12 protein-coding genes and 1 pseudogene are annotated in these 23,256 nt (G+C 74.4%); 3 read left to right on the top strand and 10 right to left on the bottom strand.

Going from position 1 to position 23,256, the window contains the following annotated elements; translation table 11 throughout:
- Both OJ997_RS17920 and OJ997_RS17925 read right to left on the bottom strand, forming a co-directional pair.
- A pseudogene (locus tag OJ997_RS17920) lies at positions 1-4,018 on the bottom strand (hypothetical protein); the annotation flags it as partial.
- Entirely contained in the window at positions 4,015-5,994 is a 1,980-nt protein-coding gene (locus OJ997_RS17925) for a CHAT domain-containing protein (protein ID WP_270026558.1), read from the bottom strand. The gene OJ997_RS17925 and the pseudogene OJ997_RS17920, both read right to left, overlap by 4 nt.
- 120 nt (positions 5,995-6,114) lie before the next feature.
- Between OJ997_RS17925 and OJ997_RS17930 the strand changes: the two genes are divergently transcribed.
- Entirely contained in the window at positions 6,115-7,833 is a 1,719-nt protein-coding gene (locus OJ997_RS17930; protein ID WP_270026559.1) for a CHAT domain-containing protein, read from the top strand.
- Between the two features lie 13 nt (positions 7,834-7,846).
- Positions 7,847-11,188, top strand: a complete 3,342-nt coding sequence (locus OJ997_RS17935) for an ATP-binding protein (protein WP_270026560.1) — start codon at positions 7,847-7,849, stop codon at positions 11,186-11,188.
- Here the strand turns inward: OJ997_RS17935 and OJ997_RS17940 are convergent.
- The 7 genes from OJ997_RS17940 to OJ997_RS17970 all read right to left on the bottom strand — a co-directional run bounded on the left by OJ997_RS17940 (position 11,185) and on the right by OJ997_RS17970 (position 21,349).
- Positions 11,185-12,228, bottom strand: a complete 1,044-nt coding sequence (locus OJ997_RS17940) for a catalase family protein (RefSeq protein ID WP_270026561.1) — start codon at positions 12,226-12,228, stop codon at positions 11,185-11,187. The genes OJ997_RS17935 and OJ997_RS17940 overlap by 4 nt on opposite strands.
- The gene (locus tag OJ997_RS17945) at positions 12,228-13,562 is read right to left on the bottom strand and encodes a Dyp-type peroxidase (protein WP_270026562.1); all 1,335 of its coding nucleotides are present in this window, start codon (positions 13,560-13,562) and stop codon (positions 12,228-12,230) included. The genes OJ997_RS17940 and OJ997_RS17945 overlap by 1 nt, the downstream gene beginning before the upstream one ends.
- Positions 13,553-14,128 (bottom strand): hypothetical protein, encoded by a 576-nt coding sequence (locus OJ997_RS17950; protein ID WP_270026563.1) that lies wholly within the window; start codon positions 14,126-14,128, stop codon positions 13,553-13,555. Before OJ997_RS17950 ends, OJ997_RS17945 begins: the two co-directional genes overlap by 10 nt.
- Entirely contained in the window at positions 14,125-14,697 is a 573-nt protein-coding gene (locus OJ997_RS17955) for a hypothetical protein (protein WP_270026564.1), read from the bottom strand. The genes OJ997_RS17950 and OJ997_RS17955 overlap by 4 nt, the downstream gene beginning before the upstream one ends.
- 444 nt (positions 14,698-15,141) lie before the next feature.
- Positions 15,142-17,391: a winged helix-turn-helix domain-containing protein gene (locus tag OJ997_RS37655; RefSeq protein ID WP_270026565.1), complete on the bottom strand. Its 2,250-nt coding sequence runs from the start codon at positions 17,389-17,391 to the stop codon at positions 15,142-15,144.
- Positions 17,369-19,489 carry an ATP-binding protein gene (locus OJ997_RS17965; RefSeq protein ID WP_270026566.1) on the bottom strand — a complete coding sequence of 707 codons (2,121 nt, stop codon included), beginning with the start codon at positions 19,487-19,489 and terminating at the stop codon, positions 17,369-17,371. Before OJ997_RS17965 ends, OJ997_RS37655 begins: the two co-directional genes overlap by 23 nt.
- Positions 19,490-19,534: 45 nt before the next feature.
- Positions 19,535-21,349: a lamin tail domain-containing protein gene (locus OJ997_RS17970; protein WP_270026567.1), complete on the bottom strand. Its 1,815-nt coding sequence runs from the start codon at positions 21,347-21,349 to the stop codon at positions 19,535-19,537.
- Positions 21,350-21,459: 110 nt separating this feature from the next.
- Between OJ997_RS17970 and OJ997_RS17975 the strand changes: the two genes are divergently transcribed.
- Positions 21,460-22,164: a YcnI family copper-binding membrane protein gene (locus OJ997_RS17975; protein ID WP_270026568.1), complete on the top strand. Its 705-nt coding sequence runs from the start codon at positions 21,460-21,462 to the stop codon at positions 22,162-22,164.
- Here the strand turns inward: OJ997_RS17975 and OJ997_RS17980 are convergent.
- The gene (locus OJ997_RS17980) at positions 22,136-23,236 is read right to left on the bottom strand and encodes a methanobactin export MATE transporter MbnM (RefSeq protein WP_272599929.1); all 1,101 of its coding nucleotides are present in this window, start codon (positions 23,234-23,236) and stop codon (positions 22,136-22,138) included. The two genes, OJ997_RS17975 and OJ997_RS17980, sit on opposite strands and share 29 nt — an antisense overlap.
- Positions 23,237-23,256: the final 20 nt, after the last annotated feature.

Below are 23,256 nucleotides of genomic sequence, written 5' to 3' on the forward strand. Positions count from 1 at the left end.
CGATAGCCGGCGCCGCATCAACCGCGCGCCTCTCACGATCGGGCGCATCGTCGCCGCCCGGCTCCGCGCCAACCGCGCGCCGGTCACGGTCGGGCGCATCGTCGCCGCGCGCCGGCGCGAGCGGGCGCAGGAACGCGGCGATCTCCTCGGCCAGGCCTGACGGGTCGCTCGCCGCGTGGGACAGCGGCGGGACGCGCGGCGCGCGCAGCTCGTGCTCGTCGCCGTCGTGCGTCAGCGCCGTCGCCACGAGGCCGTCGCCGTCCTCGGCCGGCTCGATGGTCACGCGCAGCTCGTGCTCGGAGACGCTCGCGGTGCGCTTGCGGCCCAGCGACTCGTTGAGGCCGTCCGCGCGCCGCAACAGACCGGAGGCGTCGTCACCGTCGGTCGCACTGTCCGCGCGCAGCTCGAGCAGCCGCGCGGGCCAGGCGCCGGCCTGCTCGCAGCGGTCCTCGAGGGCGGCGCGGGCGACCTCCAGCACGCGGTCGCGCAGGGCCGCGTCCGGCAGCGCCTCCGCGGCCTGGACGAGCGCGGCGCCGTCGCGGACCGGGGTCGCCTGCTTGGTCGACGCGACCTTGGCCAGCTCCTGCTGGACGAGCTCGTTCAGCAGTCCGCGCGCGTCGACGCGCGCCGCGGTCGCGACGAGCGCGTGCAACGTCGCGCGCGACGGGTCCTCGCCGAGCGCGCTCCACGCGTGCTCCAAGGTGGCCACCGAGCGCTCCGGATGCCCGACGAGCCGGTCGAGCTCGGCGTCGCGCACGGCGAGGAGCACGCGGTCGCGCTCCGGGATGTCCGCGTAGCGCGCCGACGCCCGCACGGGCGACGGCACGAGCCGGCGCAGGCGGGTCCGCAGCTCCGGCCGACCGGACAGCTCCGGCACGCGCTCGAGCCCGTCGAGCAGCGCCAGCCGTGCGGTCGCCGGCGTGACGTGCGAGAGCTGCGCGCACAGGCAGTCGAGCAGCGCGTCCTGCGCCTTCCCTTCACTCACCGAAAGCCCGGCGAGCGTCGCGGCGACGAAGCTCCGCGGCGGCCGCCCCGCCGCGCGCAGGCCGTGCAGCGCCTCCATCACCAGCCGCGCCGCCCGCTCGCGATCGCCGCGCCGGGCGACCAGCTCGGCGCCCAGCAGCAGCCGCCGCGTCCAGACGTCGCTGCCGCGCTCGAGCCGCGTGCGCCGCGCCGACTCCAGCCGCGCCGCCGCCTCGGCGAGATCGCCGAGCCCGCGCAGCTGCAGCGCCGCGCCGCGCACCCGGCAGCGGCAGACCGCGGCGGTCGCGCCGATCCGGCTCCAGCGGTCCGCAGCCTCCTCGAAGTCGGCCAGCGCGTGCTGGGCGTCGAGCAGCTCCGCGTGCACCTTCCCGCGCAGCTCGCGCCCCTCGGCGGCGATCGTCCACGAGCGGTCGCCCGCGCCGCGCAGCGTGCCGCTGAACCGCTCCGCCGCGTCGTCGGCGAGCGCACGGGCCTGCAGCGGATGCCCGGCCGCGAGCAGCGCCTGCACGCGCAGGATCGCGCACCGCGCGGCCACGTCCGGCTCGTCGCCCTCGACCTCGGCCAGCACCGACAAAGCCAGCGTCGGCGCGCCTCGGCGCAGCTCCAGCCGCGCACGCGTCAGCGCGAGCTCCACCGCCTGACGCCCGCTCGCCAGCCGCGCCCCGTCCGCGCACGCCGCCAGCGCCCGGTCGAGCTGGTCGCGCGCGTCGTGGAACACGGCGAGCTGCTGGTGCACTGCCGCGACGTCGCACGGCGCGCCCCGCCGCGCGAACGACAGGGACGAGCGGAAGTGCGCCGCCGCGTGGCGGCTGTCGTGGAGGGACAGCGCCCCCGCGTAGGCGAGCCGCAGCCACAGCTGGTCCTCGCGCGCGAGCCGTCCGCGCAGCGCCGTCTCGACGTGCGGGCGAGCCGCGTCCGCGTCACCACGCACCAGCGCGACCCCGGCCTCGACCAATGCCAGCTCGCTCTTGCGCAGCGTCGGCGTGCCCGGACGGGCCTGCAGGTGGCGCAGGTCACGGAGCGCGCGCTCGGCCTCGAACCCGTGCCCGGCACGCCGCTCGGGCGCTTCCCGGCAGGCGAGCTGGACGGCCGCGACCGCGAGCTCCCAGCGCGCCCGCAGGTCGGTCCGGACGGAGCGCTGCAGCGCGTAGTCCTCCCCCAGCACCTCGGCCGCGAGCGCGCGGCGGCGGTCCGGGCGGCGGTCCGCGCACGCTGCGTCCACGCACGCCTGCCAGTCCCCGCGCGCCTGGTCCGGGTCGAGCTGGAAGCGGTGGAAGACCGCCTCGCAGAGCCAGCGCGTGGCGTTCTCCGGATCCCGCCCGGCGCGCGCGTCGAACCACGCGGCCGCGCGCTCGTGCAGCGGCGCGTGCGCGTCCGCCGCCGCGAGCAGCTTGCGCATCGGCACCAGGATCGACGGGTGGAAGCGCACGGTGTGCACGTCCACCGGGTCCAGTTGCACCCACGACGCGCGGCTCGCGTACCGGCGCAGCGCGCGCCACAGCGCGTCGATGTCGCGCCCCGGCAGCAGCGGCCCGAGCACCGAGACCGCGAACTCGTGCTCGAGCGTGCGCGGCGCGACGCCGTACAGCAGCAACGCGCCGAGGTCCGGGTCGAGCGGCCGCAGGATCCGCTCCATCAGGTAGACCATGTCCGCGCCCGCGCTCGTCACCAGCTCGCCCGGGTCGATCCCGGGCCGCTCCTCGGCGACGTCGGCCAGCAGCTCGAGCTTGAACGGCACGCCGCCAGCGCTCGCGACGATCCGGTCCACCAGCGCCGGCCGCTCGAGCCCGCGCTTGGTCGCCAGGTACGTGCGCGCCTCCGCGTCGGTGAACGCCTCCAGGCGCACGGCCGAGGCGCCCGGGAACCCCGGACGGGCGCGGCTGGTGAGCACGAGCCGCAGCGCCGGCACGGTCTCGAGCAGCGACTCCAGCAAGGTGAAGAGCGGCCCGAGCTCGGTGCCGGTGCCGGCGATCGGCAGCGCGGCCTCCAAAGTGTCGAGCGCGATCACGATCGGCCGCCCGTCGTTGACCTCTCGCAGCGTCGCGGCGAAGCGCGCCTGGATGTCCGCGGCGGCGGCGCCGAGGGACGGCGCGGTGGTCGGCCGCCGCAGCAGCCGCTCGCGCTGCCCGGGGTGCTGGGAGAGCAGCTCGTAGAACGGCGCGTCCGGGAGCTGGCGGTCGAGCTGCTCGGCCAGCTCGAGCAGCAGCAGCCACGGCTCGCGGCACGCGCGCAGCGGATCGACCGCCTCCAGGTCCACGCGAGCGCACGCGATCCCCTCCGGCACGCAGCGGCGCGCGATCAGCCAGCGCAGGTAGGTCGACTTGCCCATGCCGCCGTCCGCCCACAGCTCGAGCGCGCGGACCTCGCCGGCCAGCAGCGCCTCGGTCGCCCGCGCGCTCGGCGCGGGCAACTGGAAGCGTGAGGAACGCCGCCAGTCGCGCATCCACATCGCCCGCGAGCGCAGCCGCCGCTGATGCGCGTTGCAGACCGCCGCGCCCTCCGGGCCGAGCAGCGCCAGCCGTTCGATCACGACGTCGAGCAGGTCCTGGCAGCGCGCGAGGTCGAACGCGGCGTCCGCGGCGCGGAACTCGGCGGCGAAGCGCTCGAGCGCGGCTTCGGGCGCGACGACCAGCTCGTGGTAGAGCGCCTCGACCACGCTCCCGTCGGCGAGGTGCGCGAGCACGCGCGCGGAGAGCTCGCGCAGCGGCTCCGGGATCACCTCGCCGGCGTCCGCTCCCTCCCACCAGCCGGCGTAGAGCTCACGCCGCTCCAGGTCGGGCACGCGGAAGCGATCCGGCCGGCCGGGCACCGGCTCGACCGCGCCGAGCGCGATCAGGTCCGGCAGGTGGACGCCCTCGATCCGCGGCGGGACCGCGCGCAGGACGTCCAGCAGCGCCGCGTCGAAGTGATGCACCGCCGCGCAGCGCTTGAGCAGCTCGGTCCTCCCGGTCGGGGCGACCGCGCGCACGGCGGCCTCGAGCGACTGGCCGCTCGCGAGCTGGGCGGCGATCGCCCGCAGGTCAGGCACGGTCACTTGTAGCGCTCCCATCCGATTCCTTCGATGTAGCTGGCCAGCCCGACGACCGCGCCCCAGCTGAAGTCCTCGTTGAGGCTGGGGAGCGCGGCGAGCGTCGCCTCGACGTCCGTGCGCGGGACGTCGAAGTGGTGGAAGAAGTACTGCAGGGCGATCTCGCCGAACTCGTCCGGGCGGAACGTGCGCAGCGAGATCGACGCGCCGATCGCCCGGCGCAGGCGCTCGGTCAGCGCGCCCGCCTGCTCCTCGCTCACCGCGACGATGAACCGCACCGGCTCCAGCTGCCCGTGCGCGGCCGGCTCGAGCAGGTAGTCGCACAGCAGCTCGAGCTCCTCGGTCGCGAGCGCGGCGACGTGGTCGAGCGTCACCAGCAGCGGCCGGTCGCCGGCCGCCTCGCGCAGCGCGTCGGTGAACAGGGCGAACGTCGTCTCGAGCGCGTTCGGCGGCGCGGCGGGCGTGCGCGTGAGCGTCTCGACGGCTTCCCGCCAGGCGGCGAACGCGGCCGCGTTCGCGTCCTGGTGCTGCGGCTTGGCGGCGAGCTCGGCGGCGATCAGCCCGAGCGTGGCCAGGCAGTCGACGCGGCCGCCGCGCTTGAGGTCGACGTAGGCCGCGTTGCCACCGTGGACCTCGCACGCGGTCACGCACCAGCGTGCGAGCTCGGACTTGCCGACCGCGGCCGGCCCGGTGATCTCGATCACGCCCGGGGCGATCTCGAGCTCGGGCTCCGGGTCGAGCACGCGCCACAGCCGGCGGCGCTCGCGCGTGCGGTCGACGAAGCCCGCGTACTGGCGTTGCAGCGGCTCGCCCGGGTCCAGGTCCTCGTCGCCGGTGCCGTAGCGCAGCCGCAGCACGGACTCCGGCGGCGCGTTGACCGTGAGGCTCGGCACCGCGAAGTCACGCCGTTCGAACCCGGTCGTGTCGGTGATCGCGCGGCGTGCGCGGCTGACGGCGACGTCGAGCGGCTCGTGCTGGACGAGCGCGGTGTAGAGCTCGGCGGTGAACGCCGCGGCGACGTCCCCGCGGATGTCGGCCTGCATCGCGATCACGGCCGCGACCTCGAGCTCGACGAACGCGTCGGCGACGCGCCAGGCGCCCGCCCGGTCCTCGTCGCGGTCGGCGGAGCGGCAGGCGTTGAGGATCGCCAGGCGCGGCGGGTGCGCGGCGAGGTCCGCGTGGATCTCCGGCGCCGTCCACGGGTGCTGGTCGCCCGTCCGCGGGTCGTGCAGCAGCAGCCGCCCACGGCCGTCCTCGACGTCGCCGTGGCCGATGAAGTGGAAGATGTGCGGGCGCAGCTCGTCGTAGCGCTCGCGTAGCTCGGCGCGGGTCGGCCGCCACAGCACCTCGACGTCGGTCTGCCCGCAGTGCCGGCGCAGCGCGTGCTGGACGTTGCGTACCTCGTCGAACGCGGCGACGCGCTCGTCGTCCGCCGCCGAGCCGACGACCATCAGCACCTTCAGCGGCCAGCGCACGGCCTCCGGCGTGGACGCGCCGCAGAAGCTCCGGCCGACGCGCACGAGCGGCGCGGCGACGTCGGTCGCGGGCCGCTTGAGCCCGCGGATGAGCAGCTCCCACGGCAGCGACGCGAGCGAGTCCGGCAGGTCGAGCAGCAGCCGCAGCCCGCTCGGCCGCGCGGACATCGCGGCCGCGTCCCACGCCTCGCCGATCGCGCCCTGGTGCAGCAGCCCGTGCAGGTACTCGCCGACCGCCTCGAGCCCGACCTCGTGGCCGTGCTCGTCGAGCAGGCAGCGCCGGATCGCGGCGTGCGCGTCGAGGCTGGTGAGGAAGGGTGGGAGCGGTGCGTCGAGCCGGGCCTCGGCAATCGGGCTCGTCGTCCAGTCGCCGCGGCCGTCGTCGTCGTGGAAGCCGACGACCCAGCCGCGCTCGGCGGTGCCGGTGATCCGGATCAGCGCGGTGCGCGGCGTGAGCCGCAGCTGGGGCCGGCCGTTCGGCGTTCGTGGTCGGTGTGGAAGCGGCATGGGGCAGGGCGTTCGCGGGGCGCTCACGCTGGAGGAGACCCGGGCTGTGGCGGTCCAGATACAGCGAGGTGGTATCTCGGACCCCCGCTCGATGATCTCCCTCGTATGGACCCTGCTTCGATGCGTGCGGCCGTCATCGATCTGCTGAGCCGACTGGACGAGCTGGAAGACCCCGCCGAGGAGGAGCGGGTCCGCGCGCAGCTGCTGGAGCTGCTCGCCGAGCTGTCGGGCCCGCCACAGCCCGACCGCTTCCGCTTCGAGGAGCTCCTCGAGGCGGATTTCTCTGGCGACCCCCTGATCACGACCGAGCAGCACATGGCCGAGCGCGAGCCCGGGCAGCCCGTCTACGCGCGCATCGACACGCTGGACACCGTCGTCGCCGAGCATCCGTTCGAGGTCACCGTCGGCCTCACCACGGTGCTCGACCCTGAGCTGTTCTCCACCGTGATGGACCTGCCACCCGGCGACCAGCGCATCACCGTGCACGTGACCGCCGACGGGATCTCTCTCGAGCCCGGGCAGGTCTGGCGTCACGAGCTGCACGTCAAGGACGACGAGCCGCTGCCCTCCGTCACGCTGCGGCTCAAGGCTGAGCCGCAGCTGGCGGAGGAGCGCGAGGCGCGGATCCAGGCCCTGTACCTGCACCACGGCCACACCATCGGGTTCGGCTCGCGCAGCCTGATCGTCACCCGCGGGGCCGACGTCCAGCCCGAGCTCGTGCCGACCACGCCCGAGGCCGAGGGCGTGCTCGCGCTCCCGCGCGGCCTCCCGGCGCCGGACCTGACGATCGACATCCGCCGGGGGCGCTTCCCCGGCGAGCTGATGTGGGTGTTCGACACGAGCCATGACCTGCCCGTGCCGGACGAGGCGCCGATCACCAGCGTCGGCGACGCGCCCCGCGAGTACGCCCGCTCGCTGATCCTGCGCGCCAACGCGCGCGAGGGGCAGTCGGACCTGTTCGCGTTCCTGCGCGGCATCGGCAAGGAGATCGCCGAGGCGATGCCGCCCGAGTGGACGGCGCTGCTGGCCGCGGTCGCCGACCGGGTCGGTCGTCCGCCGCTCGTGCAGATCCTGTCCGAGGAGCCGCACATCCCGTGGGAGCTCGCGTGGCTGGACGAGCGGATCGACCCCGAGGCGCCCGGGTTCCTCGCCGCGCAGGCGTGCGTCGGGCGCTGGCTGCTGTCCGAGCGCAACCCGCCGTGGCCCGCGCCGCCGGCCGTGGACGGCGAGCGGATGGCCGCGATCTGGGGTGAGTACGCCGCGCCGGGCTGGCAGCGGCTGCTCGCGGCCGAGGACGAGGGCCGCGCGCTGCAGGCGCGGTTCGGCGCCGCCCACGTGCCTGCGACGCTCGACGACGTCACCCGCTGCCTGGAGGGCGCGCCGCAGGCCGACGTCCTGCACTTCGCCGTCCACGGCCACTACGACCCGGGCGGCGGGATGGACGGCCTGGTGCTGACCGACCAGCGCACGCTGGACCCGACCGTCGTGCGCGGGATGGACCTCCCGCACCGGCCGTTCGTGTTCCTGAACGCGTGCCAGGTGGGCATGGGGCGCGAGGTGCTCGGCGACTACGGCGGGATGGCGATGGCGCTCGTGAAGGCCGGGGCGAGCGCGGTGGTCGCGCCGCTGTGGTCGATCGACGACCAGCACGCCGCGCGGGTCGCGCTCGAGTTCTACGCGGAGATCCAGGCCGGCGCGCAACCGGCCGACGTCCTGCGCCGCGCCCGTGCGGCGGACGGCCCGGAGCCGAGCCGCGCTTCGGGCACCTGCTTCGCGTACCAGTTCTTCGGGCACCCGGCGATGCGGCTGTCCTTGGCGAACGGGTCATCGCAGCTGTAGGGTCGCTTGACCAATGGAGTTCCGGGTCCTGGGTCCGCTGGAAGCACGGGACGGTCGCGGCCCGCTCGAGCTGGGCGGGACCAAGCCGCGCGCGGTGCTCGCGATGCTGCTCCTGCAGCCCAACGCGCCCGTCGCGCCCGAGCACCTTGCAATCGGCCTGTGGGGCGACGACGTCCCGCCGACCGCGCTCAAGACCATCCACGTGCACGTCTCGCGGCTGCGCAAGGCGCTCGGCGACGCCGACCGGATCGAGACCACACGCGCGGGCTACCGGTTGTCGGTCGGCCCCGACGAGCTGGACCTGCTCGCGTTCCAGCGCGACGTGCAGGCGGCGCGGGCGCTCACCGACCAGGAGGACTGGGCGGCGGCTTCGGCACTGCTCCGCGCGGCGCTCGCCCGCTGGCGCGGCCCGCCGCTCGCCGACCTGGAGAAGGCGCCGTTCGCGGCCGTCCAGATCCGGCAGCTCGAGGAGGAACGACGGTCCGCGCTGGAGGCGCGGATCGCGGCCGACCTCGCCGCCGGCCACCACGACGCGCTGATCGGCGAACTGCGCCGGCTCGTCGCCGAGCACCCCACGCGCGAGCGGCTGACCCAGCACCTGATGCTCGCGCTCTACCGCGGCGGACGCCAGTCGGAGGCGCTCGCGGCCTACACCGCGCTGCGCCGGCTGCTCGACGAGGAGCACGGGCTCGTCCCCGGCCCGGAGCTGCAGCGGCTGCAGGCCGCCGTGCTGCGCCAGGACCCCGCGCTCGACCTCGCGCCCGCGGTCGTGATCCCGCCGCCGACCACCGGTCCGCGAGCGAGCGAGGGTGCCTTCGTCGGCCGCGAGGCCCACCTCGCCCAGCTGCGCGCCCGCTGGCTGGACAGCACGCGCGGGCAGACCGAGCTCGTGCTGCTCGTCGGCGAGGCCGGCGTCGGCAAGACGCGGCTCGCCGCCCGCTTCGCCGACGACGCGCGCCGTGAGGGCGCCGCCGTGCTCTACGGGCGCGCCGACGCCGAGGCGCTGCTGCCGTACCAGGTGTTCGTCGAGGCGCTCAACCACCTGCTCGCGCACGCCGGCGGCGACTTCGTGGGCGAGATCCCCGGTGAGCTCTCACGGCTCGGCCGGATCCTGCCCGAGGCGCCCGCCGACACCCGCGACGCCGACCACGCAACCGAGCGCTACCAGGTGTTCGACGCGGTCGTCTCGATCCTCAAGCGCGCGGCGCGCCGCTGGCCGGTCGTGCTCGTGCTCGATGACCTGCACTGGGCGGACACGCCGACGCTGCACCTGATCCGCCACCTGCTCCGGCACGCCGACGGCAGCCGGCTGCTCGTGCTCGGCACGTTCCGCGACGCCGAGGTCGGCAAGCGGCACCCGCTCACCGGCGTGCTGTCGGACCTGCGGCGCGAGCGACGCTTCGAGCGGATCGCGCTCGCGGGCTTCGACGACGCGACCACCGGCGCGCTGGTCGCGGACCGGCTCGAGCGTCCCGTGACCACCGCGTTCGTGCAGCGCCTGCGCGAGCAGACCGACGGCAACGCGTTCTTCATCGAGGAGACGCTGCGCGCGCTCAGCGAGTCGCGCTGGCAGGACGCGCCCGTGGTCGACGAGGACGCGATCGCCAACCTCGGCGTGCCCGAGGGCGTCGCGGAGGTGATCCTGCGCCGCGTCCGCCAGCTCTCCCCCGTGGCCGAGGAGCTGCTGCGCGCGGCGTCGGTCGTCGGCCCCACGTTCCCGCTCGCCGCGCTCGAGCCGCTGCTCGACGTCGGGCCGGACGCGCTGGTGACGGCGATCGACGAGTGCCTGGCCGCGCGCCTGGTCGTCGAGGTGCACGGCCAGTTCGACGTCTTCACGTTCGCCCACGCGCTCGTGCGCGAAGTGCTCTACGGCCAGCTCTCGGACGCACGCCGCGTGCGCGTGCACCTGCGGCTCGCGCGCGAGCTGGAGCGCTCCGCGGACGCCAACCCGGCCGAGCTCGCGCACCACTTCGCGCTCGCCGCGCCGCTCGCCGGGCCCGAGCCCGGCTGCCGCTACTCGATCGCGGCCGGCCACCGCGCCGCCGAAGCGTTCGCGTACGACGAGGCCGCGAGCCACTTCCGGGTCGCGTTGCGGCTCGCGGACCCGCTCGACGCGTCCGGCCGCTGCGACGTCCAGCTCGCGCTCGGCCGCGTCCAGTGGCACGCGGGCGACGACGGTGCGCGCGCGACGTTCCGGGAGGCGGCGGAGAGCGCGCTCGAACGCGGCGCCGCGACCCAGCTCGCGCGGGCGGCGCTCGGGCTCGGCGAGCGCTACTTCGAGGTCACCTACCTCGGCACCCGCTACCGCGAGCTGCTGGAGACCGCGCTGGTGATGATCGGCCCCGAGCCCCGCCCGGAGCGCGCGCTCCTGCTCTCCCGGCTGGCGACGACGCTGGGCTTCCCGAGCGAGACGCCGCGCTCGATCGCGCTCGCCGACCAGGCGGTGGCGATGGCGCGCGAGCTCGGTGACGAGCGGCTGCTCGCCGCGGTGCTGATGGCCGCGCACGTGACCCTGCTCGACGTGCGCCACATCCCGCGCCGACTGGAGATCGAGCGCACGCTGCAGGCGCTCGCGCTCGAGCACCGCGAGCTGCTCGCCGAGCGCCATCAGTGGCACATGTACGACCTGCTGCACGTCGGCGCGATCGACGCCGCGCGGGCCGAGCACGCAGGGCTCCTGCGGTTGAGCGGCGAGCTCGGGCAGCCGCTGTTCCGGTCCTTGGCCGAGGGCGCGCGCGGCCTGTGGGCCGAGCTGGCGGGCGACCTCGAGCAGGCCGACCGCCACGCCGAGGCGTCGCTGCTCGCAGCGCGTGAGGCGCACACCGGCGACGCCGTCAGCTCATGGGCGTCGCAGCTGTTCGCGATGCGGCGCGTCCAAGGCCGGGTCGGCGAGCTCACCCACGTCGTCGAGCGCCTCGTCGCCAAGGGCGGCTACCAGCTCGGCTGGCGCAGCGCGCTCGGCGTCCTGTACCTCGACACCGGGAACCTCGCGGGCGCTCGCCGGTGCTTCGAGGAGGAGGTCGGCGAAGGCGTGCACGCGATCCCGCGCGGCATGTTCTGGCTCACGCGCACCACGCTGCTGGGCGAGCTGTGCGCGGGGCTCGGCGAGGCCGACGTGGCGCGGGCGCTGTACGCCGAGCTGCTGCCGTTCCGCGCGTACAACGTCGTCGTCGCCTACTGCAGCCTGCTCGGCCCGGTCGAGGGCTACCTCGGGTTACTCGCGGGCGCGATGGGTGACGCGCCGCGGGCCGCCGAGCACACGCGCGCGGCGCTCACCCGCGTGCGGGCGATGCCGGCGCCCGTGCTCGAGCGCGTGCTCGCGGCGCGGCTCGAAGCACCGAGCGCCGTGGCCTAACGGTCGCCCGGTTGCACCTCGGTCGTGCGCGGCCGGATGCCGTTCGCCTCGTCGCGCATCCGCGCGCTCTCCAGGTAGACGGCGCGGCGCACGCGGTTGATCGACCCGAGCGGCTCGTGGTCGGCCAGCGCGTGCCACGGCGTGAAGCGCAGGCGCTCGCCGAAGTTGCGGCGCGCCTGGTCTCCGCTCGTCTGCCGCGGGATCACGATCGTCGCCACCTTCACCGGCGGCGAGCGGCGCTCGGACCAGCGCACCGTCGGGTCGTCCTCTGGCATCCGGTGCGCGTCCGTCTGCACCTGCACGGACAGGTCGAACACCGTCTCGCCGGCCGCGACCGCCGCCGCCACGCCGAGCTCGTCCTCCGGCGCCGCGACCGGGGCGACCCGCGGCGTCACGGAGTACTTGACGATCGCGTGCGGCCCGAGCTTGTACGGCGTCTGCGACCAGTAGCGCAGCGCGAGCGGGCCACGGTCACGCGCGTGCGTGAGCCGCCACAGCACCCAGAACTCGCGCCACCGCCACGCGCCTGGCCACAGCGACGGGAAGAAGAACGGCCGCGTCGCCAGGAGCCGGCGCAGCTTGCCCTTCGCGGTCGCGGCGCGCACGACGCAGTCCGCGAACTCGGCGTAGTCGACCGCGTCGCGCACGAAGAACTGCTGGCCGTTGACGAACACGAAGTCCTGGCTGTCGTTGTCGCCCGGGTCGTCGAGGACCTTCTCGCCCTCGACGCCGAGCAGCTTGAGCGCGAACCCGCGCGGGTCCCGCGTGGCGTCGGACATCGGGATCATGCTGCTCGCCGAGAACCGCACCCAGGCGTCGAACGTGCGCGGCGTCTTGAACACGCCGTGGCGGAGCTCGAGCGGGAGGTCCCCCGCGATGGTCACCTTCGCGTGCACGGTGCCGTGGGCCTTGGCGTGCTGGCCGCGCAGCATCGGCCGGCGCGTCGCGTAGCGGTCGCGCATCAGCCCGCCGACCGCCTCCACCACGTGCTTGATCGCCTCGTGCTCGTCGCGCAGCGGCGACTCCCGGTAGCCGGGCATCAGCGCTCTCCTCCTTCGGCCAGCGCGCGCAACGCGCGGAGGCCAGGCATCAGCAGGTACTCGCAGCCGCGGGTGGTCACGAGGCCGCGCTCGGCGCGCGCGAAGTGCGGCGGCTCGCCGGGGATCGTGAGCTTGCCCGAGCCCGCGCCGCTCGCGAACAGCACGTCCTGGTCGCGGCCGAGCCCGAACGCGTTCCCGTCGTCGCACCACAGGCGCTGGACGGTCTCGAACTGGCGCTCGAAGCTCGCGTTGAAGCAGATGAACACGAGCCCGCGCGCGTCGCCCTCCTCGTAGGGCATGCCGCGCCGGATGATCCGGTGCCGGCGGGTCTGCGCCGTCGCGCGGGCCGAGTCACGCGGGTTCGCGCGCCGGACGTGCGCCCCGACCGGGCAGCGGCGCCCGTCGCGGTCGTCGGCGTAGCGGAAGTCGTTGTCGGGCTCGCCGACGGACTCGTGGCGCAGCGCGTGCGCCTCGGCCGGGTCACGCTCGGGCGCGAGCTCCACGGCGACGCCGTCCCGCCAGCGCCCGATGAGCTTGGCCGCGACCAGCTCCCGCGCGTAGGCGTGCGCCGTGTCGGGGTCCGTGCCGTGGTTGACGCCGACGGTCGCGCAGTAGTGGTCGGCCTCGCGGTCGAGGTAGCTGCGGAAGCGCTCCACGTCCTGCTCGAGCTTGCGGTAGACCATGAACGAGCCGTTGCGCAGCAGCGGCGCGGTCTCGGTCTGCGCGTCCTCGTCCTCGTAGCCGTGCACGAACTCGCCGGCCTTGATGTCGCGCCAGCTGCCGTACTCCTCCGGCTCGCCCTGGCCCGCGCGCCGGTGGTCGGTGCCCTCGACCGCGGGCTGGCCGAAGCCGTCCGCGAAGCCGAAGTGCTCGCGCTGGTCGGCGAGCGCCTCCGTCCGCTGCTCGAACCCGACCTCGACGCCGTGCTCGTCCAGGAGCGTGCGCAGCGTCCGCAGGCGCTGAGCGAACGCCCAGCCGTCGCCGGCGAGGAGCACGAGCGCGTGCGCTTTCCCGCGCCCGAGCTCGCCCCGCCACGTGCGCAGGTCGTCCCCGAGGCGGGTCGGGGCGCGCTGCGCGATCGGCTCGCGCAGCGCGCCCGGCAGGCACTCGTCGTCCGCGCCCAGCAGCCGCAGCCCGGCGTAGGTGAGCGCCACGTTGAGCGCGGTCTCCGGCCGCTCGTCCCACCGCGCGGCGGTCTGGACCTGCGGCACGAGCGCGCGCAGCAAGCGACGCCCGGCGTCCGCGTCCGGGAAGGCGACGAACAGGTGGATCGCGCGCGGGAAGGAGTACCCGCGCAGGATGTTGCCCTGGATGTCCGCGAGCTCTAGAACCATCGTGCCGCCTCCTTCAGGTAGGCGCGCTGGAGGGTGGCCGCGTCCCGCTCGTCGCGGTGGTCGAGCACGAACCGCGTCAGCGCGTCACGGCGCGCGACCGCGGTCTTGACGCGCGCGGGGGTCGCGTCGGGATAGCCGGCGTAGTAGAGCGTCGTGTCGCAGCGGTGCGCGGCGAGGTAGTCCACGCGCGCCGGCCCGTCCGGCGGGAAGCCGTCGCAGTGGTTCCACACCGCCGCGCCGACCTCCGCGAGGCGCTCGAGGAGCGTCCCGTCGCCGGGCGCCGGCGTGTAGTCGGCGCTGAACAGCAGGTACGGCCGGTCCAGCCGGGACGGGCGCTTGGGCGCGTCGGCGAAGCCGGTCTTGAGCTGGTCGATCACGACCCAGCGCGCGAAGTGCACCTCGGCGAGGCCGGCGAGCGGGGAGTCGTGTTCGCAGCGGGCGAGCTCTCCCAGCAGGTCCTCGCGCGCGCCGTCGCCGATCGGCGCGAGGATCAGCAGCGAGTGCGCGCCCCAGCGCTGGTTGCCGGCGCCGCGGGTGAGCTGGCGCAGCGTGTCGAGGAGCTTCATAGCTGCCCCTGGTGGTCGGTGAGGAACGCGTCGTACGCGCGCCGGAACTCGTCCGGGGTGAGCTGCTCGGCGTGCCGATAGAAGCGCTCGTGCGGCTCGTCGAGCGCGAGCGCCGACACGATCATCGTCACCGACGCGTCCGGATACGCGCGGTAGTAGTGGTCGATCTTGAACTCGTTCGCGTCGATGTACCGCTTGAACGGCGTGCACGGCAGCGGCCCGGGGAAGCCGTACGACGTTCCCCAGAACAGCTTCATGTGCTTGGGCACCGACTCCGAGAACGTGTCGATGTAGTTCTCGAACGAGCCGTTGTAGTTGCTCTCGAAGAGCAGGATCGGGTGGCGCAGGCGGCGCCCGTCCGGCAGCCTGCGCACGATCGCGAAGCGCACGAAGTGGATGAACGACAGCTCGCGGATCCCCGCGCTCGCGGACAGCCGGCTGAAGCGCAGGAACCACTCCTGCAGCCAGGTCCGCCACGGGCGCAGCTGCGAGAACACCGTCATCGGGATCGCGCGTGGCAGTGGCACGTCGCCCGGGTCGTCCGGGACGGGTTGTTTGAGCGCTGACACACCGCAAAGACCCACCCTCACCCGTGCCTGATACGACCGCCTTGCGGACTTGCCCGACAAACGTCAACGGCGAGCACACCCGCGGCCGCCGCGTCAGGGTGGGCGCGCTCATGTGCCAGTGAGCCGGGTTCCCCGGACTGTGGAACGCGTTGCGTTCCCCGTTGGTATGGCGAGGGCCGAACACCGCCTCGTGGGGGTCATCCGTCACTTGACGCCCCTCAGGGGGGTCAACTGACGGATCACCTCGACGGCACGTGCGCGGCTGGTCGTTCGTGATCGATCTGAGGTGAACGCCTGAGCGTTCACTCAGTGAGGGGAACCCTCCTCACCTGCCCACATCACGCCCGCCGCGACGGGTCAAGCAATTCCTCGTCACCGCCGCGGCCGACAAGCCGCGCGCTGGACGCGGCGCCCGCGGGTGTGATCAGCCGTTGCCGTTGCCGCTCACAGCAACCCGAGGCGCCGCGCGGCGCTGACCGCCTCGTCGCGCGTGGAGGTGCCCAGCTTGCGGCGGATGCGCTGGCCGTGCGTGCGGACGGTGTTCAGCGACAGGTACAGGCGGTCCGCGATCTCGCGGTAGGTGAGGTCGCTCGGGAGCAGCTCGAGCACGCGCAGCTCCGCGGCGCTGAGCAGCTCGTCGTCGACGGCTTCCGACTCGGGGGCGGCGGGCGCCGACCGGATCTCGTGCTCGAGGACCCGTTCGAGCTCGACGAGGCTCGGGACGCGCGCGCCACGGAGCTGGATCCGCGCGGCCGTGAGCGCGTCCCCGGCGCCCGGGCCGTCGCCGGACCGGGCCCGGGCGCGGCCGAGCCACAGCAGGGCGTGCGCGATCTCCAGGCGGTCGCCGCCGCGGCGGGCGAGCGTCGCCGCGTGCTCGAGGTGCTCCTCCGCGCGTTCGTAGGCGTCGCGTTGGAAGGCGACGATCCCGGCGGCGACGTGCGTCTGCTCGGTCGGCGGGTGCTCGCCCAGGCCGCGCCGGTCGGTGGTCGCCAGCGACGCCTCGACGAGCCGCTGGGCGGCGTCGAGCTCGCCGCGGCGCGCGTGCGCGGTGGCCAGGAGCGCCATCGCGAACACGCGCCGCACGTCCTGCTCGCCCGGCGCGGTGACGTCGAGGTACGCGCGCAGGCGCTGCTCGGCCTCGGCGGTCGCCCCGGTCCAGAACAGGCAGATGCCGAGGAAGTAGGAGTCTGCGGGCGCCTCGGGCGAGTCGGGCGGCCGCTCGGCGATCGCGAGCCGGCCGAGGCGGACGGCGCCGCCGACGTCGGCCTGCACGAGCGCGAGCATCGACCGCTGCCGGGCGAGACCCGCGCGCAGGTCACGCCGTGCCGTCTCGTCGCCCTCCTCGGCGGCGGCGTGTTCGACGCGCGTGAGCCACGGCTCGACCTCGTCGAGGCGGCCCATGGCGCGCGCGATGCCGGCCCGTGCGAGCGACAGCCGCGGGTACTCGTTGAGCGTCGTGCGCGGGAGCCGGTCGATCCAGCCCAGCGCGCTGTTCGCCCAGCCGTCGCTGTAGAGGTCCAGCCAGTGGCGCTGGAGCGCGTCGGCGGCCACGTGCGCGTCGCCCGCGAGCAGCGCGTGGTCGATCACGCCCGCGAGGTCGCCCTGGTCGGCGAACCACGCGCTCGCGCGGCGGTGCAGGTCGGCGACGGCGTCCGGCTCCTGGCGCTCGAGCTGGCGCCGCAGCATCGCGCGGAACATGTGGTGGTAGCGGTACCAGCGCCGCTCGGCGTCGAGCGGGACGACGAACAGGTTGCCGCGCTCGAGCGCGAGGAGCCGCTGGGCGCTGTCCGTCCCGTTGGCGACGGCGTCGCAGAGCGGGCCGGAGAGCCGCTCGAGCACGGACGTGCGCATCAGGAACGCGCGCGTGTCCGGCGTCTGGTGCGCGGCGACCTCCTCCCACAGGTAGTCGGCGAGGAAGCGGTCGCCGACCGGCATCCGCGCCATCAGCCCTTCGCGATCGGCGGCGTCACGCAACGACAACGCGACGAGGTTCAGGCCCGCGACCCAGCCCTCCGTGCGGTGCTGGACGGCCGCGATCTGCTCCGGCGCGAGCTTGAGGCCGTGCTGGCCATTGAGCAGCGCGGTCGCCTCCTCGTCGCTGAAGCGCAGCTGCTGCACGCGCAGCTCGTTGAGCTCGCCCCGCGCCCGCAGCCGGCCGAGCTTGAGCGGCGGGTCGGCCTGGCCCGCGAGCACGACGTGGACCCCCGGGCCGAGCCGCTCGAGCAGGTAGCCGACGTCCTCGTGGATCGTCGCGTCGGCGATCAGGTGGTAGTCGTCGAGGACGAGCACCAGCGGCGTGGTCGCCGGGCCGAGCGCGTTGACCAGCGCGGGCAGCACCTCGTCCGCGACCTGCACGCCGGGGGCGCGCAGACGCCGCGCGGGCGTGCCGGAGAACTCGGGCGCGGCGCCTTCGAGCGCGGCGACGACGTAGCTCCAGAAGCGCGTCGGCTCGTCGTCGGCCTCGTCGAGCGAGACCCAGGCGAAGCGAGCCGGGCTGACTGCCGCCCACGCCGCGAGCATGGTCGTCTTGCCGAACCCGGTCGGGGCGGCGACGAGCGTCAGGCGCCGCGCACGGCCGGCTTCCAGGACGCGGACGAGCCCCAGGCGACCGGCTTGCTCACCACGCAGCTCGGGGACCAGCAGCTTGGTCCGGATCGCGACGAAGTCCTCGTCACTGGTGCGCTTCGTCTTCACCGCGCGCGTGGCCCGCTTCGAACTCGCTGGTGAAGGCGTGCGGCCCGAGCGCCTCGCGGGCCTCGGCGAGCCCGCGCTCGACCTCGTCCACGACCGACTCCCACGCGGGCGCGCCGGTGCGCTCCTGCACGGCCGCCGACGCGCCCGCCAGCCGCGCGGCTTCGCTCCAACGCGCCTCGAGCGCCGCGACCGCCGACAGCCCGCCGAGCGCCTCCGCGATCGTGAAGCGGTCGTCCATGTGCTGCGCGCGCGACAGGCACTCGAGGAACTGGACGCGCGCCTCCTCGGCGGTGCGCCGCGCGAACGCAAGCCACGCGTAGTTGATCAGCGGCTCGACGAGCCGCCGGTCGTCGCCGTGCCGCTCACGCAACGCGACGGCCTCCGCGAAGCGCTCCTCGGCGAGCTCGATCCGCCCGTGCACGAGGTCGAACCACCCGAGCTCGGCGAGCGCGGCCGCGGCGCCGTACGGATCGCCCGCGGCGCGATACGGGATCAGCGCCTCGGCGGACAGCCGCTCGACCCGGTCCCAGTCGCGCACACGCTCGTACGCGCTGGCGAGGGCGAACAGCGCGTCGCCGATCAGGCCCGGGTCCCCGACCGCACGCGCGGCAAGGAGGGCGCGCTCGCACAGCGGCGCGGCGTCCGCGCGGCGCACGAGCGCGGCGCAGCGCCCATGGGCGACGAGCGCGGCGGCCTCCAGCGCCGCGTCGCCGGCTTCCTGCGCGGCCCGCGTGGCGGCGCCGAGCCGCTTGGCGGCCTCGGCGAACGCGGCCTGCGAGAGCGCGAGCCGCCCGTCCCAGTAGAGCGCCGCCGGCACGTTCTCGCTCGGCTTTGCGGCCAACGCACCAGCAAGCCAGCTCCGCACCTCGTGGACATGCGCATCCCAGGGCAACGCGCGGGCGAAGGCGATCGCGATCCGCAGCGCGTCGTCGGGCGTGCCGTGGCGCAGGTGCCATTCGAAGGCGAGGCGGAGGTTGCCGCGCTCGAGCGCGAGACGCTGCAGCTGGTCGCGGCGGTGCTCGCGCGCGGCGGCCTCGGCGGCGCGCTCGCAGTAGTCGAGGAACCAGTGCGCATGACGGCGGGCGGCGTCCGTGACGGTCGCGCGCTCGGCCGCGAACTCGCGGATCGTGTCGAGCATCCCGAAGCGCGGCTGGCCGTCCGTGTTCACGTCCGACTGCAGGAGCGAGGCCTTGTCGAGGATCGCGCTCAGCAGCGGCTCGACGCCGGGGTCGCAGACGGCCTCGAGCGCCTCGAGCGAAGCGCCGCCCTCGAACACGGTCATGCGGCCGAGGAGCGTGCGCTCGGCGTCGTCGAGGGCGTCCCAGGACCAGTCGAGCGTGGCGCGCAGCGAGCGCTGGCGGGCCGGCAGGTCGCGCGGCCCGTGGGTGAGCAGCGCGAGCCGGTCCTCGAGCCCGGCCAGCAGCGCCGGCAGCGGAAGCAGCCGCGCGCGGTCGGCGGCGAGCTCGATCGCGAGCGGCAGGCCGTCGAGCCGCGCGCAGATCGCCTCCACGCAGGCGTCGTCGATCTCGCGGTCCGGCCGCGCGGCGGTCACGCGCGCGACGAACAGCTGCGCGGCGTGGCCCGCCGCGAGCGGGCGCACCGGGTAGACGTGCTCGGCGGTGATCCGGAGTGGCGCGCGGCTGGAGATCAGGAGCTTCAGGTTCTCCGCCGCGGCGAGCAGGCGACCGACCTGCCAGGCGTCGTCGATGAACCGCTCGAACCCGTCGAGGACGAGCAGCGCGGGCGCGCCGTTCGTCGCCAGCCGCAGCTGCTCGGCGAGCTGGTCGGCGGTCGCGGCGACGACGTCGAGCGCGGCCGCGGCCTCGGCCACGAGCACGCCCGCGTCCTCGGTGCCGTCGAGCGTGACGTGCACGGCGCCGCCGGGGAAGTGGTCCGCGGCGGCGCGCGCGGCCTCGTGGGCGAGGCGGGTCTTCCCCGCGCCGCCCGGCCCCGCGAGCGTCAGCAGACGCACATCCGGCCGGGCCAGCAACGCGCCGATCTCGACGAGCTCGGCCTCCCGCCCGATCGTCGCGTTGGCCGGACACGGAACTCCGGCGTGGCGTGCGCCCCGCTTGACGAGCACCACCGCTTCCTCCACGCACGCGACGCTACCAGCGCCAACGTGCCACGTCACCCCCCGGCGCTACGGCACCTTCACGCTCGCCCGCTTGGTCACCGCGTTGCCGGCCGCGTCACGCGCCTGGAGGGTCAGCGTCACCGTCTCGCCCTTGCGCAGCGCCGTGCGCACGCGCTTGGTCAGCGTGACCGTGAGCTTGGTCGTGCCCGCCTTCACGCCCTTGCGCGTGCTCTTGTAGATCGACCGGGCGCGCGCCTTGCTGTTCTTGCGCGCCGTGGCCGTGAACGTGAGGTCGGCGCGCTCCCCGAGCGTGAGCGTCACCTGCAGCTTGCCGGTCCGGCGCACCGCGAACGACCCGGTCTTGGTGACGCGCAGTGCGAGCTTGAGGCTCGGCGCCGTGCGGTCGACCACCGGCGCGGGCGGCGTGGGGGTCGGCGTCGGCGTCGGGGTGGTGGGCTGCGGCGTCGGGGTCGGCGTCGGGTCCGGGTCCGGGCTCGGGACCGTGCAGGTGAGGGTGCCGGTGCGGATCGCGTGGCCGCCGCTGCCGCTGTCGTCGGTGTAGAAGACGGGCTTGAAGCCGGCGACGCACTCGGACTGCGGGGCGATCGCGAAGCCCTCGTTGTTGAGGTTGGACATGCCGGCGGGACGCGCGAACGTGTTGGTCACGACGAAGCGACCGGTGCCGTCGATGTCGAGCGTGGCCGTGCGCCCGTCGCAGCTGTTGTCGCACGCCGCCCACAGGTGCGTCGTCTCGGGCTCGTACTCGAGCGCCATCACGGCGGGGAAGCCGCTCGCGATCGTCGCGATCCGCCGGTAGGCGCCGGCCGTCGTGAGCGCGTAGGCGATGACCTTGCCGTCCTGCTCGACGCCGACGAAGAACAGCCCGGAGCCGTGGCCCGGGTAGGCCGCGGGGTCGTACTTGCCGCCGGTGGACTCGTCGACGAAGCCCTTGCTCACGAGCAGCGTGTCCGGCACCCAGGCGATCGCCTCCAGGCCGGAGTTGGCGTCCAGGCCCGGCAGGTCGGCGGTGAGGTTCCAGTCGTTGGTCGCGGTCAGCGTGGTGCCGGCGCCGGTCGTGTCGTAGCGCAGGACGGCGGGGCGGCTGATCGTGCTGTCGCCGCCGCTGTCGTTGCGCTCGGTCGACACGTAGACCGCGTTGGGGTCGGAGGCGACGAGCGTGATGCCCTCCGCGTCCGGCACGCCGAGGCCGCTCGGGTACACGAGCTGCTTGCCGAAGCCCCAGCCGCCGGCCGTGTCCCGCACCCACTTGCTGCCGTCATGGACGAGCCGGTAGAGCGTGGACGGCCCGTTCTGCACCGCCCACAGCACGCCGCGCGCGCCGTTGGCGCCCGGCTGGTAGGCGATGCCGCTGAGGTTGGAGCTGAAGACGGCGAGGTCGTCCGCGTCGGCGATCGAGACGCCGCCGGGCCAGGTCGCCGCCGGGGCCGGGCAGTCGTTCGCGGCGCCCTGCGTCGGCCGGTTGGTCCAGCTGAACGCGCCGGTGCCGTCCGGGCAGCGGCCGTAGGTCGTGATCGCGTGCTCGGTCCACGTGTAGCTGTCGATCGGGGTGACGAGGTCGGCGGGCGTGAACAGCCGCGCCTGATCGCTCGAGCCGAGCCCGAAGCCCGGGAACGCGACGAAGTAGCCACCCGCGGGCAGCGTCGTGCCCGCCGGGACCGTGAACGTGTTGCCGTTGTTGGAGTCCTTCAGGACCCAGCCGCCGATGTCCGTGGCGGCCCCGGTGTTCTTGAGCTCGATGAAGTCGGCCGTGCCCTCGGACTCGACCTCGTTGATGACGATCGCCGCCTGCGCCGTTGCGGCCCCGAGTCCACACACGGCCGCGGCCGCCAACGTCGCGACGGTTGCGCTCCAGCTGCTCATTTTTGAAAGTCCTCTGCTCATGTCCGAGCGCTTTCCTATCACGCGACGTGTTGGTCCGCTGAAACTCTCGGGTAGCCGACTCCAAACCCTCGGGTCTGAAGGAAGTAGCCATGCGCACCCCCCTAGTCCTTGCTGTCGCGGTCCTGACGCTTGCCGCCCCCGCCGTCGCCCAGGCGCACGTCACGCTGCAGCCCAGCACCGCCGCCGCGGGCGGCTACACCCGCCTCAACGTCCGCGTCCCGAACGAGCGCGACGACGCCTCGACCCAGAAGGTCGAGCTCCAGTTCCCGGACGGGTTCGCCTCCGCGTCCTTCGAGCCGATCCCCGGCTGGGACGTCAAGGTCACCAAGAAGCAGCTGGAGACGCCGATCAAGACCGACGACGGCGAGATCACCGAGGCCGTCGACACCATCACCTGGACCGCCGACGACGCCGACGACGCGATCCCGCCCGGCGCCTTCCGCGACTTCGGCCTCTCGGTCCGCATCCCCGGCGAGGCCGGCGACACCCTGACCTTCAAGGCGCTGCAGACCTACACGGGCGGCGAGGTCGTGCGCTGGATCGGCGCCGAGGACTCCGACAACCCGGCACCGACCGTCTCCGTGACCGAGGCGGCGGGTGACGAGCACGGCGCGGACCACGCGGCGCCGACCGCCACGGCCGAAGCGACCGACGCCGAGCGCACTGCGGCGACCACGAGCGACGACGGCGGGTCGAGCGACACGCTGGCGATCATCGCGCTGATCGTGGGCGCTCTGGGGCTCATCGTCGGCACGTTCGGGGTGCTCAGCGCGCGCCGCGCGACGCGGACCTAGCGAACGGGTCCGAGAACCGCTTGTCGGTCAGGACGCGCTTGTCCGTCAGCGCCTTCAGGAACGCCACGAGGTCGGCCTTGTCCCCCGGCGCGAGCTTGATCTCGGAGATGAGTGGGTCCTTGTAGGGGTTCGCGCGGCCGTCGCCGGCGTTCGGGCCGTCGGTGATCACGCGGCCGCCGCCGGCGTAGTGGTCGACGGCGGCCTCCAAGGTGGGGACGGAGCCGTCGTGCATGTACGGACCGGTCACGCCGACGTTGCGCAGCGAGGGCGCCTTGAACGCGCCCATGTCCTTCGGGTCGGAGGTGAGCTCGAAGGCGCCGCGGTTGGGCTCGGGGAACGCGCCGGTGCCGCCGAGGTTGTAGAGGCCGGTGTTGTGGAAGAGCGGCTTCTCGGCGGGTGAGCCCTTGTAGGTGACCTGGTCGTTGAAGATGAACGAGCCGTGGCAGTGGTGGCACTCGGCGCGCTCGCCCATGAACAGCTCCATGCCGCGTTTTTCCGCGGGGGTGAGCTTGACCTTGCCCTGCAGGTAGCGGTCGTAGCGCGAGTCGGCGGAGACCAGGCTGCGCTGGAAGGAGGCGATCGAGCGGATGACCGTCGTCCACGAGATCGGCTTCTTGGAGCCCGGATAGGCCTTGGCGAAGCGGGCCTTGTACCAGGGGTCCTTCAGGATCCGGCGCAGCACCGCGTCGCGGTTGGCGTCGGTGACGCCCATCTCGACCGGCGTCGTCCCGAACAGCGGCACCTCCATCTGGCGCTCGAGCGAGACGAGCGCCGGGTTCGCCCAGGTCAGCGTGGAGTTGTAGACCACGTTGATCAGCGACTGCGCGCCGCGGGGATGGACCTGGCCGGTGGAGCCGAGCGCCTGGCCCTTGCCGTCGGTGAACGCCAGCTCCTGGCGGTGGCACGAGCCGCACGACTGCGTGCCGTTGCCCGACAGCCGCACGTCGTAGAACAGGCGCCGGCCGACTGCGACCTTCGCATCGCTCATCGGGTTGTTGGACGGGACGTTCGGCTTCGGGAAGCCCTTCGGGAGCTCCCACTTGTACTCGCGCGGCGCCGACGCCGACGCCATCGTCTGCACGACCACGGCCG

The sequence above is a fragment of the Solirubrobacter phytolaccae genome (assembly GCF_027587195.1).
Taxonomy (GTDB): domain Bacteria; phylum Actinomycetota; class Thermoleophilia; order Solirubrobacterales; family Solirubrobacteraceae; genus Solirubrobacter; species Solirubrobacter phytolaccae.